Source organism: Pyxidicoccus trucidator, assembly GCF_010894435.1.
In the GTDB taxonomy this organism is placed as follows: domain Bacteria; phylum Myxococcota; class Myxococcia; order Myxococcales; family Myxococcaceae; genus Myxococcus; species Myxococcus trucidator.
This window is the reverse complement of the sequence record NZ_JAAIXZ010000019.1, coordinates 215391-232576: the sequence shown is the minus strand read 5'-3', so window position 1 is coordinate 232576 and position 17186 is coordinate 215391. Positions and strand designations below refer to the sequence as shown.

Genomic DNA, 17186 nt, shown 5'->3' with positions numbered 1-17186 from the left:
GGTCGTTCTTTCTTACTTGCCCCGGGTCAGGAGCCTATTGATTTCTGTCCCCCGTGTTACAGCTTCCTTCGTCAGTTTCCCGAGCTCAGCTGTCAGCGCTTTGCGGCATGCGTCCACAGCGCGGCATGAACTCGCCGCGTCCCGCAGTCGTCTGAAGACCAGCTCATGGTACGCCTGCGGGTGAGGCCCCTTGTGTCCTGGGACATCGACGATGTTCTCAGGGTCCTTCAGCTCCATCCCGGCCCTCTGGAAGAGCTTCTCGAACCTCGGCGTCCAGGGCCCGCCACGAGCGGAGGAGACGCTGTTCTTGTCCGTGGCCAGATGGTGGCCCTGGCTCTTCTTGGTCGAGCCCCCGCTGCTCATCCCCCGGTTCGCCATGACGACGGCGTTGGGCGCGAGCGCGAGGGTGAAACCCTCGGTCGTCACCGCCACCGACTGCACACTGCCCACCGCTGCATACTGGAAGCCCGCCTGCGACTCCACGGCGAGCGCCGCCTGCGCCGAGCCCGGCAGCCTTGACGCCTTCGCCGCCAGCCCAGCCGTGTTGCCGATGGCGGCCGTGGCCAGCATGACGAAGACGCGCGCCGCGTTCTCGCCGAGGACTGCGCCGTACGCCTCACCCGCCGCGCTGAGCTGCTCGAAGGTGGTGGCCCGGTCTACCTCGCGTACCAGCGTCAGCCACCCGTCCAGCAGGCGCCACACCGTGTCCACGCCCAGGTAGGCGATGGCGACGGCTGTCAGGGTGGCGGCCAGGCCCTTGCTCACCGGCTCGGGCAGCGCCCAGAGGAGCAGGTACATGGTCACCGAGGCCGTGACAGTGGCCATGATGGCTTGCGGGTCGGCCATGTCTTCCAGGGCCTCGGCCGTCTCCTCCCAGACCGAGTCCATGGCGATGGCGATGGCCAGCGTGTACTTGCCGTCACTGGCCAGCAGGGGGCCTTCGTCCAACAGGCGCAGGCAGTCTCCGGGCTGCTGCTTCCGCGAGCACCACTGCCCGTAGGTGCGCGTCAGCTCCTCGTCCGCATAGGACTCCAGCAGGTGAGGGCCGTCTTCGTCCTCGTCCCCCCGCGGAATGAGCCGCCGGGTGCGGTGCTCGTACTGGTACACCCCGCTTCGGGAGGGAACGCCAAAGAGCGCTCGCGCCTCCCGCATGGGGTTCTGGAAGGGCCGCACGTCCCTCGCCAGCTCCACCACGGCCTCCTCGAACTCCTCGTCGGCGAGTTCGGCCTCCTCCAACTCGGCTCCGTCCTCTTCGCGCGGGGTGACGACGAAGGAGTCTTGGCCCGTGTCGAGGCGCACGACGCGGGTCGTCGAACAGCCTGAACCGACCAGGAGTAACCAGAGAACGGGGATGACCCAACGCACTGTCATGGATGTTTCCCGGCGGGTGCTGATCAGGCACCACGTGGTGGACACAAGGCGCCGCGAAAAAGCGCCCAGCAAACAGGCACTTGCAACACGCGCGATTAAACTTCCCGCACCGCGCGTTGCTCCGGCGGCCGTCCAGGCTATACGGACACCAAAACCTCTATACACCCACATGCCCCGGGCTGTTGGACGGGCCGGAACGGATTCTGGGAAAGGTCGAGGTGATCCAACGTTGACTTACCCCGGAAAGAGGGTTACGGACCCGCCCCTTTCCCTAGTTCAGGTCGCGCCGGAGCGGTAGGAGGCGCCGCCGTCATCATCAAGGAGTTAGAGCCGTGTCCAAGCGCACGTACCAGCCGTCGAAGGTCCGCCGCAATCGCGCCCACGGGTTCCGGAAGCGGAACGCCACCAAGGGCGGCCGTGACGTCCTCAAGCGCCGTCGCGCCAAGGGCCGTAAGCGGCTCGTCGTTTCTGCCGCGAAGAAGTAAGCGAGTCTGCCTGTGAGGGCCGAGGGTGCGACGCCGGGCCAGTCAGGCCCGGCAGACCAGCGCTTCCCCAAGGCCCTGCGCCTGCTGCAACGGCGCGAATTCCTGGAGGTACAGGAAGGTGGCCAGAAGGTCCCTTCCGATTGCCTCCTGGCCCTCATCAAGCGCAATGGCCGGACGTACTCCCGTGTTGGCCTCACCGTGTCGAGCAAGGTGGGCAACGCGGTGGTGCGTGCGCGTCTGAGGCGCGTGCTGCGCGAGCTGTTCCGCAAGCGCCGCACGCAATGGCCCTCCGGCCTGGACGTGGTGCTGGTGGTGCGCTCGTCCGCGAAGGACGCGTCCTTCCCGGAGCTGTCGCGTGCCTTCGACGGTGTCACCCGTAAGCTGCAGCGGCTCCCGCCGGCCGCGGAGACGAAGCCGAAGGAGCCTCCCAGATGAGCCCGCTCGCCTTCGTCATCTCCCTGCCCATCCGGTTCTACCGGAAGTTCCTCGGGCCGCTGCTGCCGAAGGTGTGCCGTTTCCACCCCTCGTGCTCCACCTACGCCATGGAGGCGCTGGAGAAGCACGGAGGCCTCAAGGGTTCCTGGCTCACCGCCTGGCGGCTGATGCGCTGCCAACCCTTCCACCCCGGCGGCATCGACCCGGTGCCGTGACGGGGTCTTCCACCCCCTGCCGCCCTCTCCCTCTCGGAGGGGGGAGTCTATGAACGATCCGCTCTCGCCCCAGTCGAACGATTCGCAGAAGCGACTGCTGGTCGCCCTGGCCCTCTCGTTCGTGGCCACCGCCTTCTACACCTTCTTCCTCGCTCCCCAGCCGACTCCCACCGGGGCCGAGGGCGCGGACGCGGGCGTCGTCGCCGCCGCTCCCGCCGATGCCGGCACGGCCCCCGTCGCCGCCCCCACGCCGGGTGACGGCAGCGGCACCGCCGTGGCCGCCAACGACGCTCCGGCGCTGCCCGAGCGCAAGGTCGACCTGGCCCGCCAGGAGGTGCACTACAGCTTCAGCTCGGACGGCGCGGGCCTCACCGCGGCCGTGCTCCAGGGCACGAAGATGCGCGAGCAGCAGGAGCTCAGCATCGCCCAGGGCTTCCAGAAGCTCATCGGCAAGGAGATTCCCCCCGCGCCGCAGATGAACGTGGCGCAGCCGGTGCCGGGCCAGCCCCTGCCGATGTCCATCTCCATCCTGGGCTCCAGCCCCCTGCCCGCCGACACGCGCTACGCCGTCACGGAGGGCGCGGGTGGCAACGCCAATGGCATCACCTTCACCGGCCGCCGCGGCCCGTGGGAGGTGGTGAAGACGTACCAGTGGCCCAACGAGGGCTTCGAGCTGACGTACAGCATCCAGGTGCGCAACACCTCCGGCCAGCCGCAGAACGGCGAACTCCAGGTGCACTACAGCCGCGCGGTGGACCCCAACTTCGAGCACGCGCCGTCCTTCTTCGGCGGCGTGGGCAACCTGAGCCGCTCGGCCTGCTTCGTGAACGACTCGCTCCAGAAGATGAGCCCGGGCGAGGACCCGCCCGACGCCGAGGACAGCAAGGGCCAGGTGCACTTCTTCGGCATCGACCAGCAGTACTTCGTGTCCGCGCTCTACCCGCTGGAGGGCCCTCGCGCCGGCCACTGCACCTTCACCGCCACGCCCACCGCGCGGCAGGTGACGGCGTCCTTCCCGCTCAGCGTGGCCGCGGGTGAGACGGTGACGCTGCGCTTCGGCGGCTACCTGGGCCCCAAGGACCCGGACCTGCTCGCGGTGGTGCCCGGCCCCGGGCTGCGCCAGGCCGCGGGCCTGGGCGAGGCCGCCTTCCACCCCAGGCTGGAGGACACGGTCGACTTCGGCATCTGGGCCGTCATCTGCAAGGTGCTGCTGGCGGTCATGAAGTTCTTCCACGGCCTCACCGGCAACTGGGGCGTGGCCATCATCCTGCTCACCGTGGTGGTGAAGATGGTGCTGCTGCCGCTCACCTACCGGTCCATGGTGAGCATGGAGCAGGTGAAGAAGCTCCAGCCGCGCATGGAGGAGATAAAGAAGAAGCACGCGGACAACCGCGAGCAGCAGAACCTCGAAATCATGAAGCTGTACCAGGAGGCCAAGGTGAACCCGCTGGGCGGGTGCCTCCCGCTGCTCATCCAGATGCCGGTCTGGATTGCGCTCTTCACGGCGCTGCGCAACAGCTTCGACATCTACGGCGAGCCCTTCTTCGGCCCCATCTGGCGCGACCTGACGTACAAGGACCCCACGTACCTGCTGCCGCTGGCGCTGGGCGTGTCCATGGTCATCACCCAGAAGATGCAGCCGCAGATGATGGATGCGGCCCAGGCCAAAATCATGACCTGGTTCCTGCCCATCGTCTTCACGGCGACGCTGCTCCAGTACCCGGCGGGCCTGTCGCTCTACATCTTCACCAACAACATCCTCTCCATTGCCCAGCAGTACGGGCTTCGGAAGTGGCTGGACCGGAACGGGCCCCAGAAGGGCGGCGGGACGCCAGCGGTGGTGGCGGCGGGAGGCAGACGCAAGTGAGCGAGCAGCAGCAGGGTTCTGAGCAGGCGCCGGAGGCTCCGGCCTCCGGCGGCGCGGCCTCCAGCGACTTCCGGCCGCGCGTGGAGAAGCTCCTCGGCGACATCCTCGGGCTGATGGGCTTCCCGGCCCGGCTGGACATGCAGGACGCCGCGGATGGCAGCCTCTCCGTGGCGCTCCACTTCGACGCGGGCCCTCCGCCCGGCGTGGAGAACGGGCGGCGCAGCCAGGTGGTGGACTCGCTCCAGTTCCTGCTGAACAAGATGATGCACCGGCCCGGCGTGGAGCGGCGCTGGGTGGTGCTCGGCGCGGGTGCCCACCCGGAGCCCCGGCAGCGTCGGGAGCCCCAGGCGGCGCAGCCTCCCGCGGCGGCGGCTCCGGCGTCCCCGGCGCCCGCCGCGCCCCGGCCTCCTCCCCAGGCGGCGGCTCCGGCGCAGGCTCCGGCGAAGGCCCCCCAGCGGGGCGCGCAGGCTCCCGCTTCCCGGCCTGCTCCGGCACCCCGGGCCGACACGGACGAGCGCACGGTGACGGTGGAAGAGGACGCGGCGCTGCGAGAGGCGGCCCGCCAGCTCGCGGGGAAGTCAGCCAGCCTGGGACGGTTCTACGCCCTGGCCGCGATGAAGCTGGAGGACCGCGCGCGCGTCCTCAGGGCAGTAGAAGGAATGGAAGGGTTGAAGGCGACGGTGGAAGGCGAAGGCCGCAACCGCCGTGTGGTGTTCACTCCGGACAAGCCGGCTCCGCTGCCCAAGAAGAGCCTGCTGCCGGACGACGACGAGGACGACTTCGACGAGTGAGCGCGCACGCGCCACACACGCCGGGTCGCCGGAAGCGAGACGAGGGATGGGCAAGGCGAAAGCTCTCAAGGACAAGCTGTATGGCGCGGCGGTGCTGAAGATGAGCTTTCGCCTGCGGGGAGACGAGGACTCCCCTGCCTTCCGCTTCGTCTACCCGGGCGTGCTGCGTGATTTGGAGCTCGAGGACGCCGCGGTGGAGCGCTACATCGAGGAGAACCGCGAGGCCGTGGAGAAGGCCGCTCGCGGCTCCACGCCCCCGATGGGGCCTCGCTGACGCAGGCCCCGTCGCCGCTTCGCGGGGCACCCCGCTCCGCATGACGTCCCGGTGGACGCGGGCTCCCTGTTCCCCCACCGTGCAGACATGATGTCCGCTTCCCCCACCATCGCCGCCCTGGCCACCGCGCCCACCGCCGGAGCCGTGGGCATCCTCCGGCTGTCCGGCCCCGCCGCGCTGGACGTGGGCCGCCTGCTGGCGCCCGGTGTGCCCGTGGAGCCCACGCCGCGTCACGCGTACCTCGCCACCTTCGTGGATGCGCAAGGCCGCGCGCTGGACGAGGGGCTCTTCCTCTACTTCCGCGCGCCGTACTCCTTCACCGGCGAGGACGTGGTGGAGCTGCAGGCGCATGGCAGCCCCCGCCTGCTGAGCCTGCTGCTGGCGCGCGCGCTGGAGGATGAGCGCGTGCGCCCGGCGACGCCCGGCGAGTTCACCCGCCGCGCCTTCCTGAGTGGACGGCTGGACCTCACGCGCGCGGAGGCGGTGGCGGACCTGGTGGCAGCGGACTCGGAGGCGGCGGTGCGTGCGGCCGCGGCGGGGCTCTCGGGAGTGCTGGCGTCGCGCGTGCGGGCGCTGGAAGAGCCGCTGCGTGAGCTCCATGCGGACCTGGAGGGCGTGCTCAACTTCCCCGACGAGGCGGAAGGGGCCGACGCGGAGGCGGGAGCGCGAGTCACCGTGCTGCGGGCCCAGGCGGAGGCGCTGCTCTCCGAGGCGGGGCGTGGGCGGCTGGTGCGGCGCGGTGCGCGCGTGGCGCTGTATGGCCCCGTCAATGCGGGCAAGTCCACGCTGTTCAACCGGCTGGTGGGCGAGGCCCGCGCGCTGGTGGACGACGAGCCCGGGACGACGAGAGATTCGCTGGAGGCCCGTGTCGAGTGGGACGGACTGGGCGTCACGCTGTTCGACACCGCGGGACTGCGCGAGGCGCCGGGACGGGTGGAGGCGCTCGGCATCGCCCGCACGCGCGAGCTGCTCGCGGGCGTGGACCTGTCGGTGCTCGTGCTGCCGCCCGGGGCCACGGACACAGAGGCCGAGACGTGGCTTCGCGAGGCCGGTGGCACGCGCGTGCTGGCGGTGGATGGCAAGTGCGACGTCGCGGACGCGCGCGGACGTGACGGTGCTCACGCCGTTTCGCAGCGGGCCTTCACGGAAGCGCAGCCAGACTCCACTGTGGCCCGTGCTTCTCCAGGCGTCACGTCCAGGTCGCGCCCGCGCGTCAGCGGACTGACGGGCGAAGGCGTGGAGGCCCTCCGCGCGTCCATGCTCGGACACCTGTGGGGTGGCGGCACGCCCTCGGCGGTGGCCCTCGTCTCCGAGCGCCATGCCGATGCCCTGCGTCGCGCAGCCGAGGCGCTCGCCCGTGCCAGCGCCGCGTCACACGCGTCCACCCTGGAGGTCGTCTCCGGCGAGGTGGGCCTCGCGCTGGAGGCGCTCGGCGAGGTGTCCGGCACCTCCGTTTCCGAGGCACTCCTCGATGCAATCTTCCAGCGTTTCTGCATCGGGAAGTAGTCACCCCGTCGCCACCGGGGCGTGTCAGACCGCTCCCTAGAATGCCCGCCTCAACCGGTGATTCGCGGAGGCGTTGTGACGGAAGGCATCATCCCCCTGGCGCGGTACTCCATGCTCTCGGCCCTGCCCTCGGGCTGGGTGGGGGAGATTCTGGACGAGGAGCTGGTGGCCTCGCCTCGCCCCACCGCCGCGCAGACGCGCGCGGCCTTCATGCTGGGCGTGGAGCTGGGTGAGCAGCTCGACCGGCGCCGGGGCGGCAGCGGCCGCTGGTGCTTCCTGCGCGCGCCCGAGCTGCACCTGGGCCAGGACATGCTCGTCCCCGACGTGGCCGGCTGGCGCCGTGAGCGCGTGGCCGCTCCGCCCGACCCGGACGTGCCCTTCCTCACCGTGGCGCCGGACTGGGTGTGCGAGGTGCTCGCGCCCTCCACCGCCGCGCTGGACCGCACGCGCAAGCTGCCGCTCTACGCGCGCGCGGGCGTGTCCCATGTCTGGCTGGTGGACCCGGCCGCGCGCACGCTGGAGGTGTACCAGCGCGTCAAGCGCGGCTGGCTCCTCACCGGCTCCTACGAGTCGGACTCGGTGGTGCGCGCCGAGCCCTTCACTTCCTCGCCACTGGACCTGGCTTCACTCTGGCTGCCAGAGGGAGCGGAGTCGCCCACGCTGCTGGCAGCCGTACCCTGAGGGTCGCGCCGGTCAGCCGGCGCGCTTGAGAAACGTGCCGTCGGTGGGCCGGGCCAGCCGGCGCACCGCGCGCAGCAGCAGGTCGGGGTCCACCGGCGCGGCGAGGAAACCCCGCGCGCCCACCGCCTGGGCCCGGGGCAAATCCGTCTCAGGCACCTTACCGGCCACCAGCACCTGCGCGAGCACCTTCCGGCCCAGCGCCTCCATGGACGGCAGCGGCGCCACCACCACCTGCGCCTCGCTCGCCGCCAGCAACTCCTCCGTGCTGGCCACCCGCGCCTTCAGGCCACCCGAGGCCTCGAGCACGCGCACCAGCCCCGCCGCGGCCTCCGCGCCCCAGCCGTACACCAGCACCTGCGCCACCTGCTCCGGCCGGGCCGGCGTCAGCGTGGGCAGCTTCACCGGCGCGGGCGTGGGCTTCACGGCCACGGGAGCGGGCGTGGGCTTCAGCGCGGGCGCCGTCTGCACGGGCACCGGCGTCGGCCGCGTGGCCTCGTCCAGCGAGGACATCATCGGCAGCCCGTGCTCGGTGACGGGGGCCTCCATGTTCGTCAGCTCGGCCATGCTGCCGCCCAGCAACATGGGCATGCTCTCGTCCGCCTCGGGCAGGGCGAAGGACTCCATGCCGGGCCGGCGCGGGACGGCCTCACCCGTCTCACCCCGGTACATGCGGCCGATGGCGCGGCGGATGGCCGCGTCCGTGGCCAGCTTCGCCACCACGCGCGACTTGCCGGAGACGCTCATCACCGCGTCCAGCGACGCCAGGCTGGCCGGCGCGGCGATGGCCACCACCAGCACCGAGTCCCGGCCGCCCTTGCCCTCCAGCTTCAGCGGCACCACCCGGTGCGCCTCCGCCACCTTCTCCGGAATGAGGTACGTCAGGTTGGCGTCCGGCGGCTGCGAGTCCAGCTCCACCGTCTGCATGCCCACCTGCGTCGCCAGCGCCTCCAGGACCTGCTGCGCGGTGCAGAAGCGCTGATCCACCACCACCTGCCCCAGCGGCACCCCCCACTTTCGCTGGTACGCGAGCGCGGAGTGGAGCTGCAGCGGATCAATCACACCGCGCTCCACAAGGATGTCACCCAGTCGCTTCTTCATGTTCGGTTCCTCGGCCCCCACCTCGGCGGCTCCTCATGAGAGGAACGGCTTCGGTCCAGGAAATTGACTCTCTGTGTACGCTTACACCGGGCTCGCGGTTTGCTCGCGGGCGCCAGATGGTTCCGCGTCCGCGACAGTGCAAACCCGGGGCCGCCCTTCAGGCGAGGCGGCTCCCTCGCGGTGGGTGTCCTCTAGTGGATGCCACGCCTGTCCTCAAGTGCGCTCCGGACGGCCGGCCGTCCCCCATCCAACAGGCTAATAGGCACCGTGTCGGTGCCTTACCTAGCTTCTCCCTCATGGGCGCCATGTCCCTCGACGCGTTGGTGGGGCTCCTTCGGGAGGAGGCCGGCGGAGTGCCGGGCCTGTTGGGTGTGGGTGAGAGGCTCGCGGGGCTCGTGGTGGAGCCGTCCAGTCTCCAGCCGTATCTGCATTTCAGCCGCGGCCGGTACACGCGCAACCTGGTCTACCGGGACGCGCGCCTGGAGGTGCTGATCAACTGCTGGGAGTCGGGCGCCGTCTCGCCCATCCATGACCATGACGGGCAGGAGTGCTGGTTCAGCATCCAGTCCGGCACCTTCATCCTGGAGAACTACGGCCTGGTCTCCGGGGGGCTGGAGCCGGGGCCGGCGCGGCTGGGGCCTCCCACCGTCGTGGGGCCGGTGGGCGTGGGCCACGTGGACTTCCGCTGCCCCGACGCCCCCATCCACCGCGTCATCGCCCAGCAGGGGCCCGCGATTTCCCTGCACGTCTACGCGGGGCCGGTGGAGCGCTGTCTCGTCTTCGACCCGAAGCGGCAGCGCTGTGCCCTGCAGCAGCTGCGCTACCACTCCATCTTCGGCCGGCTCCTCGGCCGGCCGGAGTCCCAGCCGCCCCTGGCGCTGGTGTAGGACAGGGCGGCGGCCGGCGTCCGGGGGCTACGCCCCTGCGTCCCGGCGAGACGCGCGGGCGTCCGTGAAGCACGGAGGCGTCACGTCGCGCCCGGGCGAGGGGCCTTCACGTCACTCCCAGCTCGCCTGGGGCATGGGGGTGTAGAGCGCGCCCCGCTGCTGCTCGAACAGGCCCATCCGCGCACCGAGCGAGTACACGCCGCGCACGCCCTCCAGCAGGGGCGCCCACGGGGACAGGGCACTCACCGAGGTGACGTCGTCCTCGCTGTTCTCGCCCGTCCCGCCGAGCAGCTCGGACAGCACCTCGGACGTGGCCTTCTTGCGCGGGTACACCTCCACGTTGACGCGGGCGTCGGCGGGCAGCTTCGCCAGCTCCTTCGCCAGCTCGAGCGCCTTCGGGTAGCCGCCCAGCGAGTCCACCAGCCCGTGCGCCAGCGCGTCCTCGCCCGTCCACACGCGGCCCCTGGCCAGCCCCTGCAGCTTCTCCAGCGGCATCTTCCGTCCTGCCGCCGCGCGCTTCGTGAAGTCCGCGTAGATGTGGTCCATCGCCGCCTCCGCGCGCGCGAGCTGCTCCGGGGTGAAGTCCGCGTCCGAGTCCTGCATGGTGGCGTTGCGGCCCGCGGAAATCGTCTCGAAGTTGACCCCCAGCCGCTCCCAGAAGGCCTCCGTCACGAACTTGCCCGTGTACACGCCGATGCTGCCGGTGAGCGTGCCCGGCTGCGCGACAATGCGGTCCGCGTCCATGGCGACGAAGTAGCCGCCGCTCGCGGCGTAGGTGCCCATGGTGACGATGATGGGCTTGCCCGCGTCCTTCGCGCGCTGCACCTCGCGGCGCACGGTGTCGCTGGCCACGTAGCTGCCGCCCGGGCTGTCCACGCGGAACACAATCGCCTTCACCCGTGAGTCCTCGGTGGCCTTGCGCAGCGCCGCCGCCACGCTGTCTCCGCCCATGACCTGTCCGCCACCCAGCGGGCTGGACTGGCTCTTCCCGCGCGACACCCCGCCCACGCCGTACACCAGGGCGATGGTGTCTCCCGAGGTGTGCGGCCGGCCGGCGCGGCCCAGGTACTTGTGCACGTAGAGCAGCTCGGCGCCTTCGCCCGCGTCCTTCTTCACCTCGGCCATGACCTCGTCGCGGTAGCGCAGCCCGTCCACCAGCTTCGCGTCCACCGCCTCCTGGCCGAACAGCGGCGCCCGGTCGATGAGGCCGCGCACGACGTCCTCGGTCAGCTTCCGGTCCTCGGCGATGCCGCGCACCACCTGGCCGAAGAGGCTCTGCGTGAAGCGCTCCATGGCCTCGCGGTGCGGAGCGTTGTAGCCCTGCTCCGTATAGGTGTTGACGGCGTTCTTGTACTCGGCGCGCTTCTGGAAGCGCGGGGTGACGCCCAGCTTCGCGAAGGCGTCGCGGGCGAAGGGCGTCTCGAAGGAGAGGCCGGTGATGTTCAAGTCACCGGACGGCTGGATGTAGACCTCGTCGAAGGCGGACGCGACGTAGTAGCCGATGGTGGAGTTGCCCAGCTCGCCGAAGGTGTCCGCGTAGGCCACGGCCTTCTTGCCCTTGGCGCGGAAGGCCTTCACCGCGTCGCGCAGCTCCTGCGCGGCGGCGGGGCTGCCCGGGTTGCCCACTCGGGCCACCAGCGACTTCACGCGCGGGTCGTCTCCCGCCTTCTCCAGCGCGTCCACCACGTCGCGCACCGTGGCCGGGTCCTCACCGAAGGCACCGCTGAGCGAGTCGCCCAGCACGTACTCGGGCAGCGGGTCCTCCAGGTCCAGCTCCAGCACGACGCTGGATGGCACCGTCGGACGGCTCGCCGACGCCAGCACCATCAGGGCGATGAGGCCCACCACGAAGAGGACGGACATCGCGCCGATGAAGGCCAGCGAGCCGATGAGAAATCGTTTCATCCGAAGGGACTCCTGGTGCGCACGAGACAGGGCACGGCCCCGCCCGAGCGGTCCTTACTACTAACGAGCCGGGGCGACGATGCTTGCACGTCCTCGGCCCCGAGGCGTGGCCCGGGAGCTCCCGGGAGGAGTCCGTGCCCCAGGCTCCTCGCCGGGCGGAAGGGCGGGCCCCGGGACAGGGGCTCTTTCGAGGCGGAGCATGCCCTCTCCCCAGTGGCTACGAGGCGACAGTGCCGGGGCCCACGGCGAGGGCACGGTGGGGCTCCGCGCCTCACGTTGCCGGTAGGGACGGGGCCACGGCAGGCAGGCGTCCGCACGACAGGAGGGAACCCCGGAGAAGCGGCGGCGGGGCGATTCCGACTTCACCTCCCCGCACGGGTTCTCGGCGCGGGGGCCAGGGTGCCACGTGTGGCGGGTGGGGCCGGTGGCGCCTCAGCCGAGGGCCTGCCCCGGGGTTCCGTCCGTCGTGGGGCGAGGCTCCAGGTCCAAGACGACAGGAGGGCGGACGCCGAAGGGCATCAGCCGGCAGTTGGAGACATTGAGGAAGCGCGTGGAGAGTCCGGGCAGCGAGAACTCACCGTGGGCCTCGTGGATGTGGCCGAAGACGTGGAGCCGGGGCTGCACCTGGCGCACGCGGGCCAGCAGGTCCACACAGCCGGCGGCGATGCCAGACCAGGTCCGGTCTCCCAGCCCGCTCGGCGGACCGTGGGTGATGAGGATGTCGAGGCCCTCGGGGATGCGCTGCCAGTGGGCGTTGATGTCCGGACCCCGGTCGCGGTTGAAGGCCCAGTCTCCGAAGCGCGGAGTCACGGGTGAGCCCCAGATGCGCAGCCCGGCCACGAGGGACTCCTCGTCACAGAGGTAGCGCACGCCGGCCTGCTGGATGAGAGCGCGCGCGAGGTCAGGTGCCTCCTCGCAGAGGAAGTCGTGGTTGCCGGCGACGAGCACCTTCTCGCGAGCCTCGCAGAGGGAGAACCAGCGCAGGAACTCCTCCACCTCCTGGCGACGTCCCCGGCCCGTGAAGTCACCCGCGTGGATGAGCACGTCACACGGGGGCACGTGCAGCGCCGCGTGGTGCATGTGCGTGTCGGAGAGGAGCACCAGCCGCATCCCGTGTCCCTTCGTTCCGGCCGTGGAGCCCGGACCCGTGGGCTCAGGTTAACCGTCACGCTGGCGAAGCACACCGTGGAGCGGCTGTCGTGGCGGGTGCCGGGCGGAGGTCCATGTCGGAGGCGACAGGCGTGCACCCCGCGGGGCACGGATGGGAGGGCGGTGGTGTGCCACCCTCCTTCGCACGAGGGCTCAGGCTTGTTCGAGCAGGCTCAGACGGCGCTCGTGGTCTCCGAGCGTGGTTCGGTCTTGCGTCTGCTGATCGATGAGCATGTTCAGCGTGCGGCCCATCTTCTCGAAGAACCCCTCGTGGGTGACCTTGGTCGAGTGGAAGACGCGCGTGAGGCCGGTGAGACCTTCGCCCAGCACTTCGTTGGTCTGGCTCACCGAAGTCACCTTCTGGTCCATCACGGTCATGGTCTGGCCAAGCGAGTCCACCTTCTTGTCCAACAAGTCCACCTTCTGACCCGTCACTCCCATGGACTCACTCAACGAATCCATCTTCTGGTCCAGCGAATCCACACGCTGACCCAGGACCGTCACGGTCTCGCCGAGTGAGTTCACCTTCTGGTCGAGCACTCCCACGTTCTGACCCAGGACCGTCACGGTCTCGCCGAGTGAGCTCACCTTCTGGTCGAGCACCCCCACGTTCTGACCCAGGACCGTCACGGTCTCGCCCAGAGAGCTCACCTTCTGGTCGAGCACCCCCACGGTCTGACCCAGGACCGTCACGGTCTCGCCCAGAGAGCTCACCTTCTGGTCGAGCACCCCCACGGTCTCACGCAGTGAAGTCACGTCCTGACTCACCGCACCCACGTCCTGGCGCAGCGAAGTCAGGTCCTGGCGCAGCGAAGTCACGTCCTGACTCACCGCACCCACGTCCTGGCGCAGCGAAGTCAGGTCCTGATTCACCGCACCCACGGCTTCACTCAGCGAAGTCAGCTCCTGACGCGCCACACCCATGGTCTGGCTCAACGAGGAGACTTCGTGCCGGAACTGATTCAGGTTCCCGTCGACCTCGATGAGCTTCTCGTCCACCCGCGCATGCGCCGCCAGCACCTCGAGATGAGACTCACGCAGTTCCTGCATGCTCTGCCTGATCAGCAGGTCTCCACCTGTTGCCATCGCCATCTGCTCTTCCTCCTTCCAGCCGAAGATCATTCCCCGGTTGGATGTCATGCACCCTAGCAATCCAATCTGACACGGCTGTTGACTCGTGAAAGACCTGTCAGGTCATACGGGGCTTCCGCTGTCCCGAACGTCGAACCGCACACGCCGGCCCATCCGGTCGCCGCCCGCGGATCCACACGGACCTGCCCGGCAGTCGCGCACCTTCCAGGTGCCCGGACTCATGCTACGTCGACCGAGCCCGCAGTCAACCTCACAGGGCGGCAACCTCACGGAGAACCCGTGGAGTCACCAAACGCCCCCCATCCACCCCACCCGCTTCTCCGGTTCTTCCCAGCCTCCGCCCCCACGGATGTCACTCCCGAGACGCCCGGCCGGCCGGACTGGCGCCGTTCGGGATGGCGGGGGGCCCATACCGGGTTAGAAGCCGGTGCACTTCCAGACGACCCGCGAGGACCGCATGAAGCGTCGTACCCCGCTCCCCCTGCTGGCCGCCCTGCTGGTGGCCACCACCCCGGTATGGGCCCAGTCCCCCGCTCCCTCTCCCAGGGCCGCGCCCGCTCCCACGGCCCGCGCCGCCCCGGCGAAGGGCAAGGCGAAGGGCCCCGCGCTCGCTCCGGTTGCGAGCGTGGAGGGCATCACCGAGTACCGCCTGCCCAATGGCCTGCGCGTGCTCCTCTTCCCGGACCCCACCAAGCCCAACGTCACCGTCAACGTGACGTACTTCGTGGGCAGCAAGCACGAGGGCTACGGCGAGACGGGCATGGCCCACCTGCTCGAACACCTGATGTTCAAGGGCACGCCCACCATCAAGAACATCCCCCAGGCCCTCACCGAGCGCGGCGCCCGTCCCAACGGCACCACCTGGATGGACCGCACCAACTACTACGAGACGCTCCCCGCCTCGGACGACAACCTGCGCTGGGCCCTCTCCTTCGAGGCCGACCGCATGGTCAACAGCTTCATCGCTCGCAAGGACCTCGACAGCGAGATGACCGTCGTCCGCAACGAGTTCGAGTCCGGTGAGAACGACCCGCGCGGCATCCTCTTCGAGCGCGTCATGTCCGCCGCGTACATCTGGCACAGCTACGGCAAGGCCACCATCGGCGCGCGCTCGGACCTGGAGAACGTGCCCATCGACCGGCTCCAGGACTTCTATCGGAAGTACTACCGGCCCGATAACGCCGTGCTCGTCGTCGCCGGCCGCTTCGAGGAGGGCAAGGCCCTCTCCATGATTCAGGACACCTTCGGCCGACTGAAGAAGCCCGCCACGCCCGTGCCCTCCACGTACACCGCCGAGCCCGCGCAGGACGGCGAGCGCGAGGTGACGCTGCGCCGCGTGGGCGACACCTCCATCCTCACCAGCCTGTACCACGTGCCCGAGGGCGCCCACCCGGACTTCGCCGCCATCGACGTGCTCACGCTCATCATGGGCAATAACCCCTCCGGCCGGCTCTACAAGTCGCTGGTGGTGCCGAAGAAGGCGGCGCGCACCGGAGCCTCCAACCTGCAGCTCCGCGACCCGGGAGTCCTCACCTTCTCCGTGGAGCTGCGCGAGGACCAGCCGCTGGCTCCCGCGCGCGAGGCCTTCCTGCAGACGGTGGAGGAGTCCTCCAAGACGCCCTTCACCGAGGAGGAAGTCACCCGCGCCAAGACGCAGCTCATCAAGTCCATTGAACTGACGCTCAACAACTCCGAGCGCGCCGCCATCCAGCTCTCCGAGTGGGCCGCCACCGGCGACTGGCGCCTGTTCTTCCTGCACCGCGACCGTATCGAGGCCGTGAAGCCCGAGGACGTGACGCGCGTGGCGGCCACGTACCTCAAGCCCTCCAACCGCACGCTGGGCGCGTTCCTCCCCACGCCGAAGCCGGACCGCGCGGAGATGCCGCCGCCGGTGGACGTGGCGAAGATGATGGACGGCTACAAGGGCCGCGACGCGGTGGCGCAGGGCGAGCAGTTCGACCCCTCCCCCGCCAACGTCGAGGCGCGCGTGCAGCGCGGCGAGCTGCCCGGGGGCGTGAAGTACGCCCTGCTCCCCAAGAAGACGCGCGGGGAGATGGTGAACCTGGTCCTCAACCTGCGCTGGGGCACGGAAGACGCCGTGAGCGGCAAGACGGACGCGGCGCAGTACGCGGGCCGCATGCTGATGCGCGGCACCACGAAGCGCAGCCGGCAGCAGCTCCAGGACGCGTTCGACAAGCTCAAGGCGCGCGTGGGCGTGGACGGCGGCCTCACCGGGGCGACAGTCTCCATCGAGTGCCCGCGCGCCAGCTTGCCCGAGGCGCTGAAGCTCGTCACCGAGGTGCTCCGCGAGCCGGCCTTCGACGCGAAGGAGTTCGCGCTGCTCAAGCAGGAGCGGCTGGCGGCGCTGGAGTCGCAGCGCAGCGAGCCGGAGACGCAGGGCAGCATCGCCTTCTGGCGCACCCTGTCCGCGCAGTACCCGAAGGGGCACCCGTACTACGTGCCCACGCTGGAGGAGCGCCTCGCCGGCGTGAAGGACACGAAGCTGGAGGACGTGCGCGCCTTCCACAAGGCCTTCTACGGCGCGTCCAACGGTGAGCTGGCCGTGGTGGGGGACTTCGAGCCGAAGGAGCTGATGCCGCTCGCGGGCGACCTGCTCGCCGGCTGGAAGAGTCCGGCGCCGTTCAAGCGGGTGGCGCAGGTGTTCGTGGAGCGCGGCCCGCAGGTGGTGGCGATGGAGACGCCGGACAAGGCGAACGCGTACTACCTCGCGGGCCAGTCGCTGAAGCTGCGCAAGGATGACGCGGACTGGCCGGCGCTGATGCTGGGCAACTTCGTGCTGGGCGGCGGCTTCCTCAACTCGCGGCTGGCCACGCGCATCCGCCAGAAGGACGGCCTGTCCTACGGCGTGGGCAGCGGCCTGGACGCGGGCGACATCGACGCCGTGGGCAACTTCGTCACCTACGCCATCTTCGCGCCGGAGAACGCGACGCGGCTGGAGGCGGCCATGCGCGAGGAGGTGTCTCGCGCGGTGCAGAAGGGCTACTCGGCCGAGGAACTGGAGAAGGCGCGCGCGGGCCTGTTGGAGTACCGGCAGGCGGCTCGGGCGCAGGACGGTGGCCTGGCGCGGCAGCTCGCCGGGTACCTGTACCTGGGACGCACGCTGGCCTTCGACGCGACGATTGAAGAGAAGCTGTCCCGGCTCAAGCCCGAGGACGTGCGCAAGGCCATGGAGCGGCACGTGGACTGGGCGAAGGTGACGCAGGTGAAGGCCGGCGACTTCGTCAACGCGGAGAAGAAGGCGAAGGCCCCGGTGCAGGCTCCGGCCGCGCCGTGATGCGGTAGTCCTTCACTTCCGGGATGCCTTCGAGCCCCGCGGTGCCCCAGGCGCCGCGGGGCTCTGTGTTCACGGAGCGACGGAGCCCCGCGCACCCGTGCTCGTTCCCGGGTGTGGGGCGGGCACCTGCCAGGC

The 17186-nt window shown here is 70.1% G+C and carries 15 protein-coding genes; 10 read left to right on the top strand and 5 right to left on the bottom strand.

Annotated elements, in window-relative coordinates; translation table 11 throughout:
- Positions 1 to 12 precede the first annotated feature (12 nt).
- Positions 13 to 1371 (bottom strand): AHH domain-containing protein, encoded by a 1359-nt coding sequence (locus G4D85_RS38980; protein WP_164019261.1) that lies wholly within the window; start codon positions 1369 to 1371, stop codon positions 13 to 15.
- A 332-nt stretch (positions 1372 to 1703) separates the two neighbouring features.
- Between G4D85_RS38980 and rpmH the strand changes: the two genes are divergently transcribed.
- From rpmH to G4D85_RS38940, 8 genes are all read left to right on the top strand, one after another.
- The gene (gene rpmH, locus G4D85_RS38975; protein WP_163993305.1) at positions 1704 to 1856 is read left to right on the top strand and encodes a 50S ribosomal protein L34; all 153 of its coding nucleotides are present in this window, start codon (positions 1704 to 1706) and stop codon (positions 1854 to 1856) included.
- A 12-nt stretch (positions 1857 to 1868) separates the two neighbouring features.
- Positions 1869 to 2291: a ribonuclease P protein component gene (gene rnpA / locus G4D85_RS38970; protein ID WP_164019260.1), complete on the top strand. Its 423-nt coding sequence runs from the start codon at positions 1869 to 1871 to the stop codon at positions 2289 to 2291.
- Complete coding sequence (yidD, locus tag G4D85_RS38965) at positions 2288 to 2506, top strand: membrane protein insertion efficiency factor YidD (protein WP_164019258.1); 219 nt, start codon at positions 2288 to 2290, stop codon at positions 2504 to 2506. Before rnpA ends, yidD begins: the two co-directional genes overlap by 4 nt.
- Positions 2507 to 2555: 49 nt before the next feature.
- Positions 2556 to 4373: a membrane protein insertase YidC gene (gene yidC, locus G4D85_RS38960; RefSeq protein ID WP_164019256.1), complete on the top strand. Its 1818-nt coding sequence runs from the start codon at positions 2556 to 2558 to the stop codon at positions 4371 to 4373.
- Positions 4370 to 5164: a hypothetical protein gene (locus G4D85_RS38955; protein ID WP_164019255.1), complete on the top strand. Its 795-nt coding sequence runs from the start codon at positions 4370 to 4372 to the stop codon at positions 5162 to 5164. Before yidC ends, G4D85_RS38955 begins: the two co-directional genes overlap by 4 nt.
- 46 nt (positions 5165 to 5210) lie before the next feature.
- On the top strand, positions 5211 to 5438 hold the full coding sequence (locus G4D85_RS38950; protein WP_164019253.1) for a hypothetical protein: 228 nt from the start codon (positions 5211 to 5213) through the stop codon (positions 5436 to 5438).
- An 87-nt stretch (positions 5439 to 5525) separates the two neighbouring features.
- Entirely contained in the window at positions 5526 to 6944 is a 1419-nt protein-coding gene (locus G4D85_RS38945) for a tRNA modification GTPase (RefSeq protein WP_164019251.1), read from the top strand.
- 75 nt (positions 6945 to 7019) lie between these two features.
- Positions 7020 to 7625: a Uma2 family endonuclease gene (locus G4D85_RS38940; RefSeq protein ID WP_205525898.1), complete on the top strand. Its 606-nt coding sequence runs from the start codon at positions 7020 to 7022 to the stop codon at positions 7623 to 7625.
- Between the two features lie 12 nt (positions 7626 to 7637).
- On the opposite strand, the gene G4D85_RS50455 is transcribed toward G4D85_RS38940, so the two are convergent.
- A complete protein-coding gene (locus G4D85_RS50455) occupies positions 7638 to 8723 on the bottom strand; it encodes a cyclic di-GMP-binding domain-containing protein, MshE-related (RefSeq protein ID WP_164019247.1) in 1086 nt (361 codons plus the stop codon).
- A 296-nt stretch (positions 8724 to 9019) separates the two neighbouring features.
- On the opposite strand from G4D85_RS50455, the gene G4D85_RS38930 reads away from it, so the two are divergent.
- Positions 9020 to 9610, top strand: coding sequence for a cysteine dioxygenase (locus tag G4D85_RS38930; RefSeq protein ID WP_164019245.1), 591 nt, complete (start codon positions 9020 to 9022; stop codon positions 9608 to 9610).
- 111 nt (positions 9611 to 9721) lie between these two features.
- On the opposite strand, the gene sppA is transcribed toward G4D85_RS38930, so the two are convergent.
- From sppA to G4D85_RS38915, 3 genes are all read right to left on the bottom strand, one after another.
- Positions 9722 to 11515, bottom strand: a complete 1794-nt coding sequence (gene sppA, locus G4D85_RS38925; protein WP_205525897.1) for a signal peptide peptidase SppA — start codon at positions 11513 to 11515, stop codon at positions 9722 to 9724.
- Between the two features lie 432 nt (positions 11516 to 11947).
- Entirely contained in the window at positions 11948 to 12625 is a 678-nt protein-coding gene (locus tag G4D85_RS38920) for a metallophosphatase domain-containing protein (protein ID WP_164019243.1), read from the bottom strand.
- Between the two features lie 192 nt (positions 12626 to 12817).
- Positions 12818 to 13804 carry a coiled-coil domain-containing protein gene (locus G4D85_RS38915; protein WP_164019240.1) on the bottom strand — a complete coding sequence of 329 codons (987 nt, stop codon included), beginning with the start codon at positions 13802 to 13804 and terminating at the stop codon, positions 12818 to 12820.
- 409 nt (positions 13805 to 14213) lie between these two features.
- On the opposite strand from G4D85_RS38915, the gene G4D85_RS38910 reads away from it, so the two are divergent.
- Entirely contained in the window at positions 14214 to 17051 is a 2838-nt protein-coding gene (locus tag G4D85_RS38910; RefSeq protein WP_205525896.1) for a M16 family metallopeptidase, read from the top strand.
- Positions 17052 to 17186 lie beyond the last annotated feature (135 nt).

Bases quoted from the DNA above. Each gene is read 5' to 3' on its own strand.
- G4D85_RS38980 (WP_164019261.1), bottom strand. From the start codon at position 1,371: ATGACAGTGCGTTGGGTCATCCCCGTTCTCTGGTTACTCCTGGTCGGT.
- yidD (WP_164019258.1), top strand. From the start codon at position 2,288: ATGAGCCCGCTCGCCTTCGTCATCTCCCTGCCCATCCGGTTCTACCGG.
- yidC (WP_164019256.1), top strand. From the start codon at position 2,556: ATGAACGATCCGCTCTCGCCCCAGTCGAACGATTCGCAGAAGCGACTG.
- G4D85_RS38950 (WP_164019253.1), top strand. From the start codon at position 5,211: ATGGGCAAGGCGAAAGCTCTCAAGGACAAGCTGTATGGCGCGGCGGTG.
- G4D85_RS38945 (WP_164019251.1), top strand. From the start codon at position 5,526: ATGATGTCCGCTTCCCCCACCATCGCCGCCCTGGCCACCGCGCCCACC.
- G4D85_RS50455 (WP_164019247.1), bottom strand. From the start codon at position 8,723: ATGAAGAAGCGACTGGGTGACATCCTTGTGGAGCGCGGTGTGATTGAT.
- G4D85_RS38930 (WP_164019245.1), top strand. From the start codon at position 9,020: ATGGGCGCCATGTCCCTCGACGCGTTGGTGGGGCTCCTTCGGGAGGAG.
- sppA (WP_205525897.1), bottom strand. From the start codon at position 11,515: ATGAAACGATTTCTCATCGGCTCGCTGGCCTTCATCGGCGCGATGTCC.
- G4D85_RS38920 (WP_164019243.1), bottom strand. From the start codon at position 12,625: ATGCGGCTGGTGCTCCTCTCCGACACGCACATGCACCACGCGGCGCTG.
- G4D85_RS38915 (WP_164019240.1), bottom strand. From the start codon at position 13,804: ATGACATCCAACCGGGGAATGATCTTCGGCTGGAAGGAGGAAGAGCAG.
- G4D85_RS38910 (WP_205525896.1), top strand. From the start codon at position 14,214: ATGAAGCGTCGTACCCCGCTCCCCCTGCTGGCCGCCCTGCTGGTGGCC.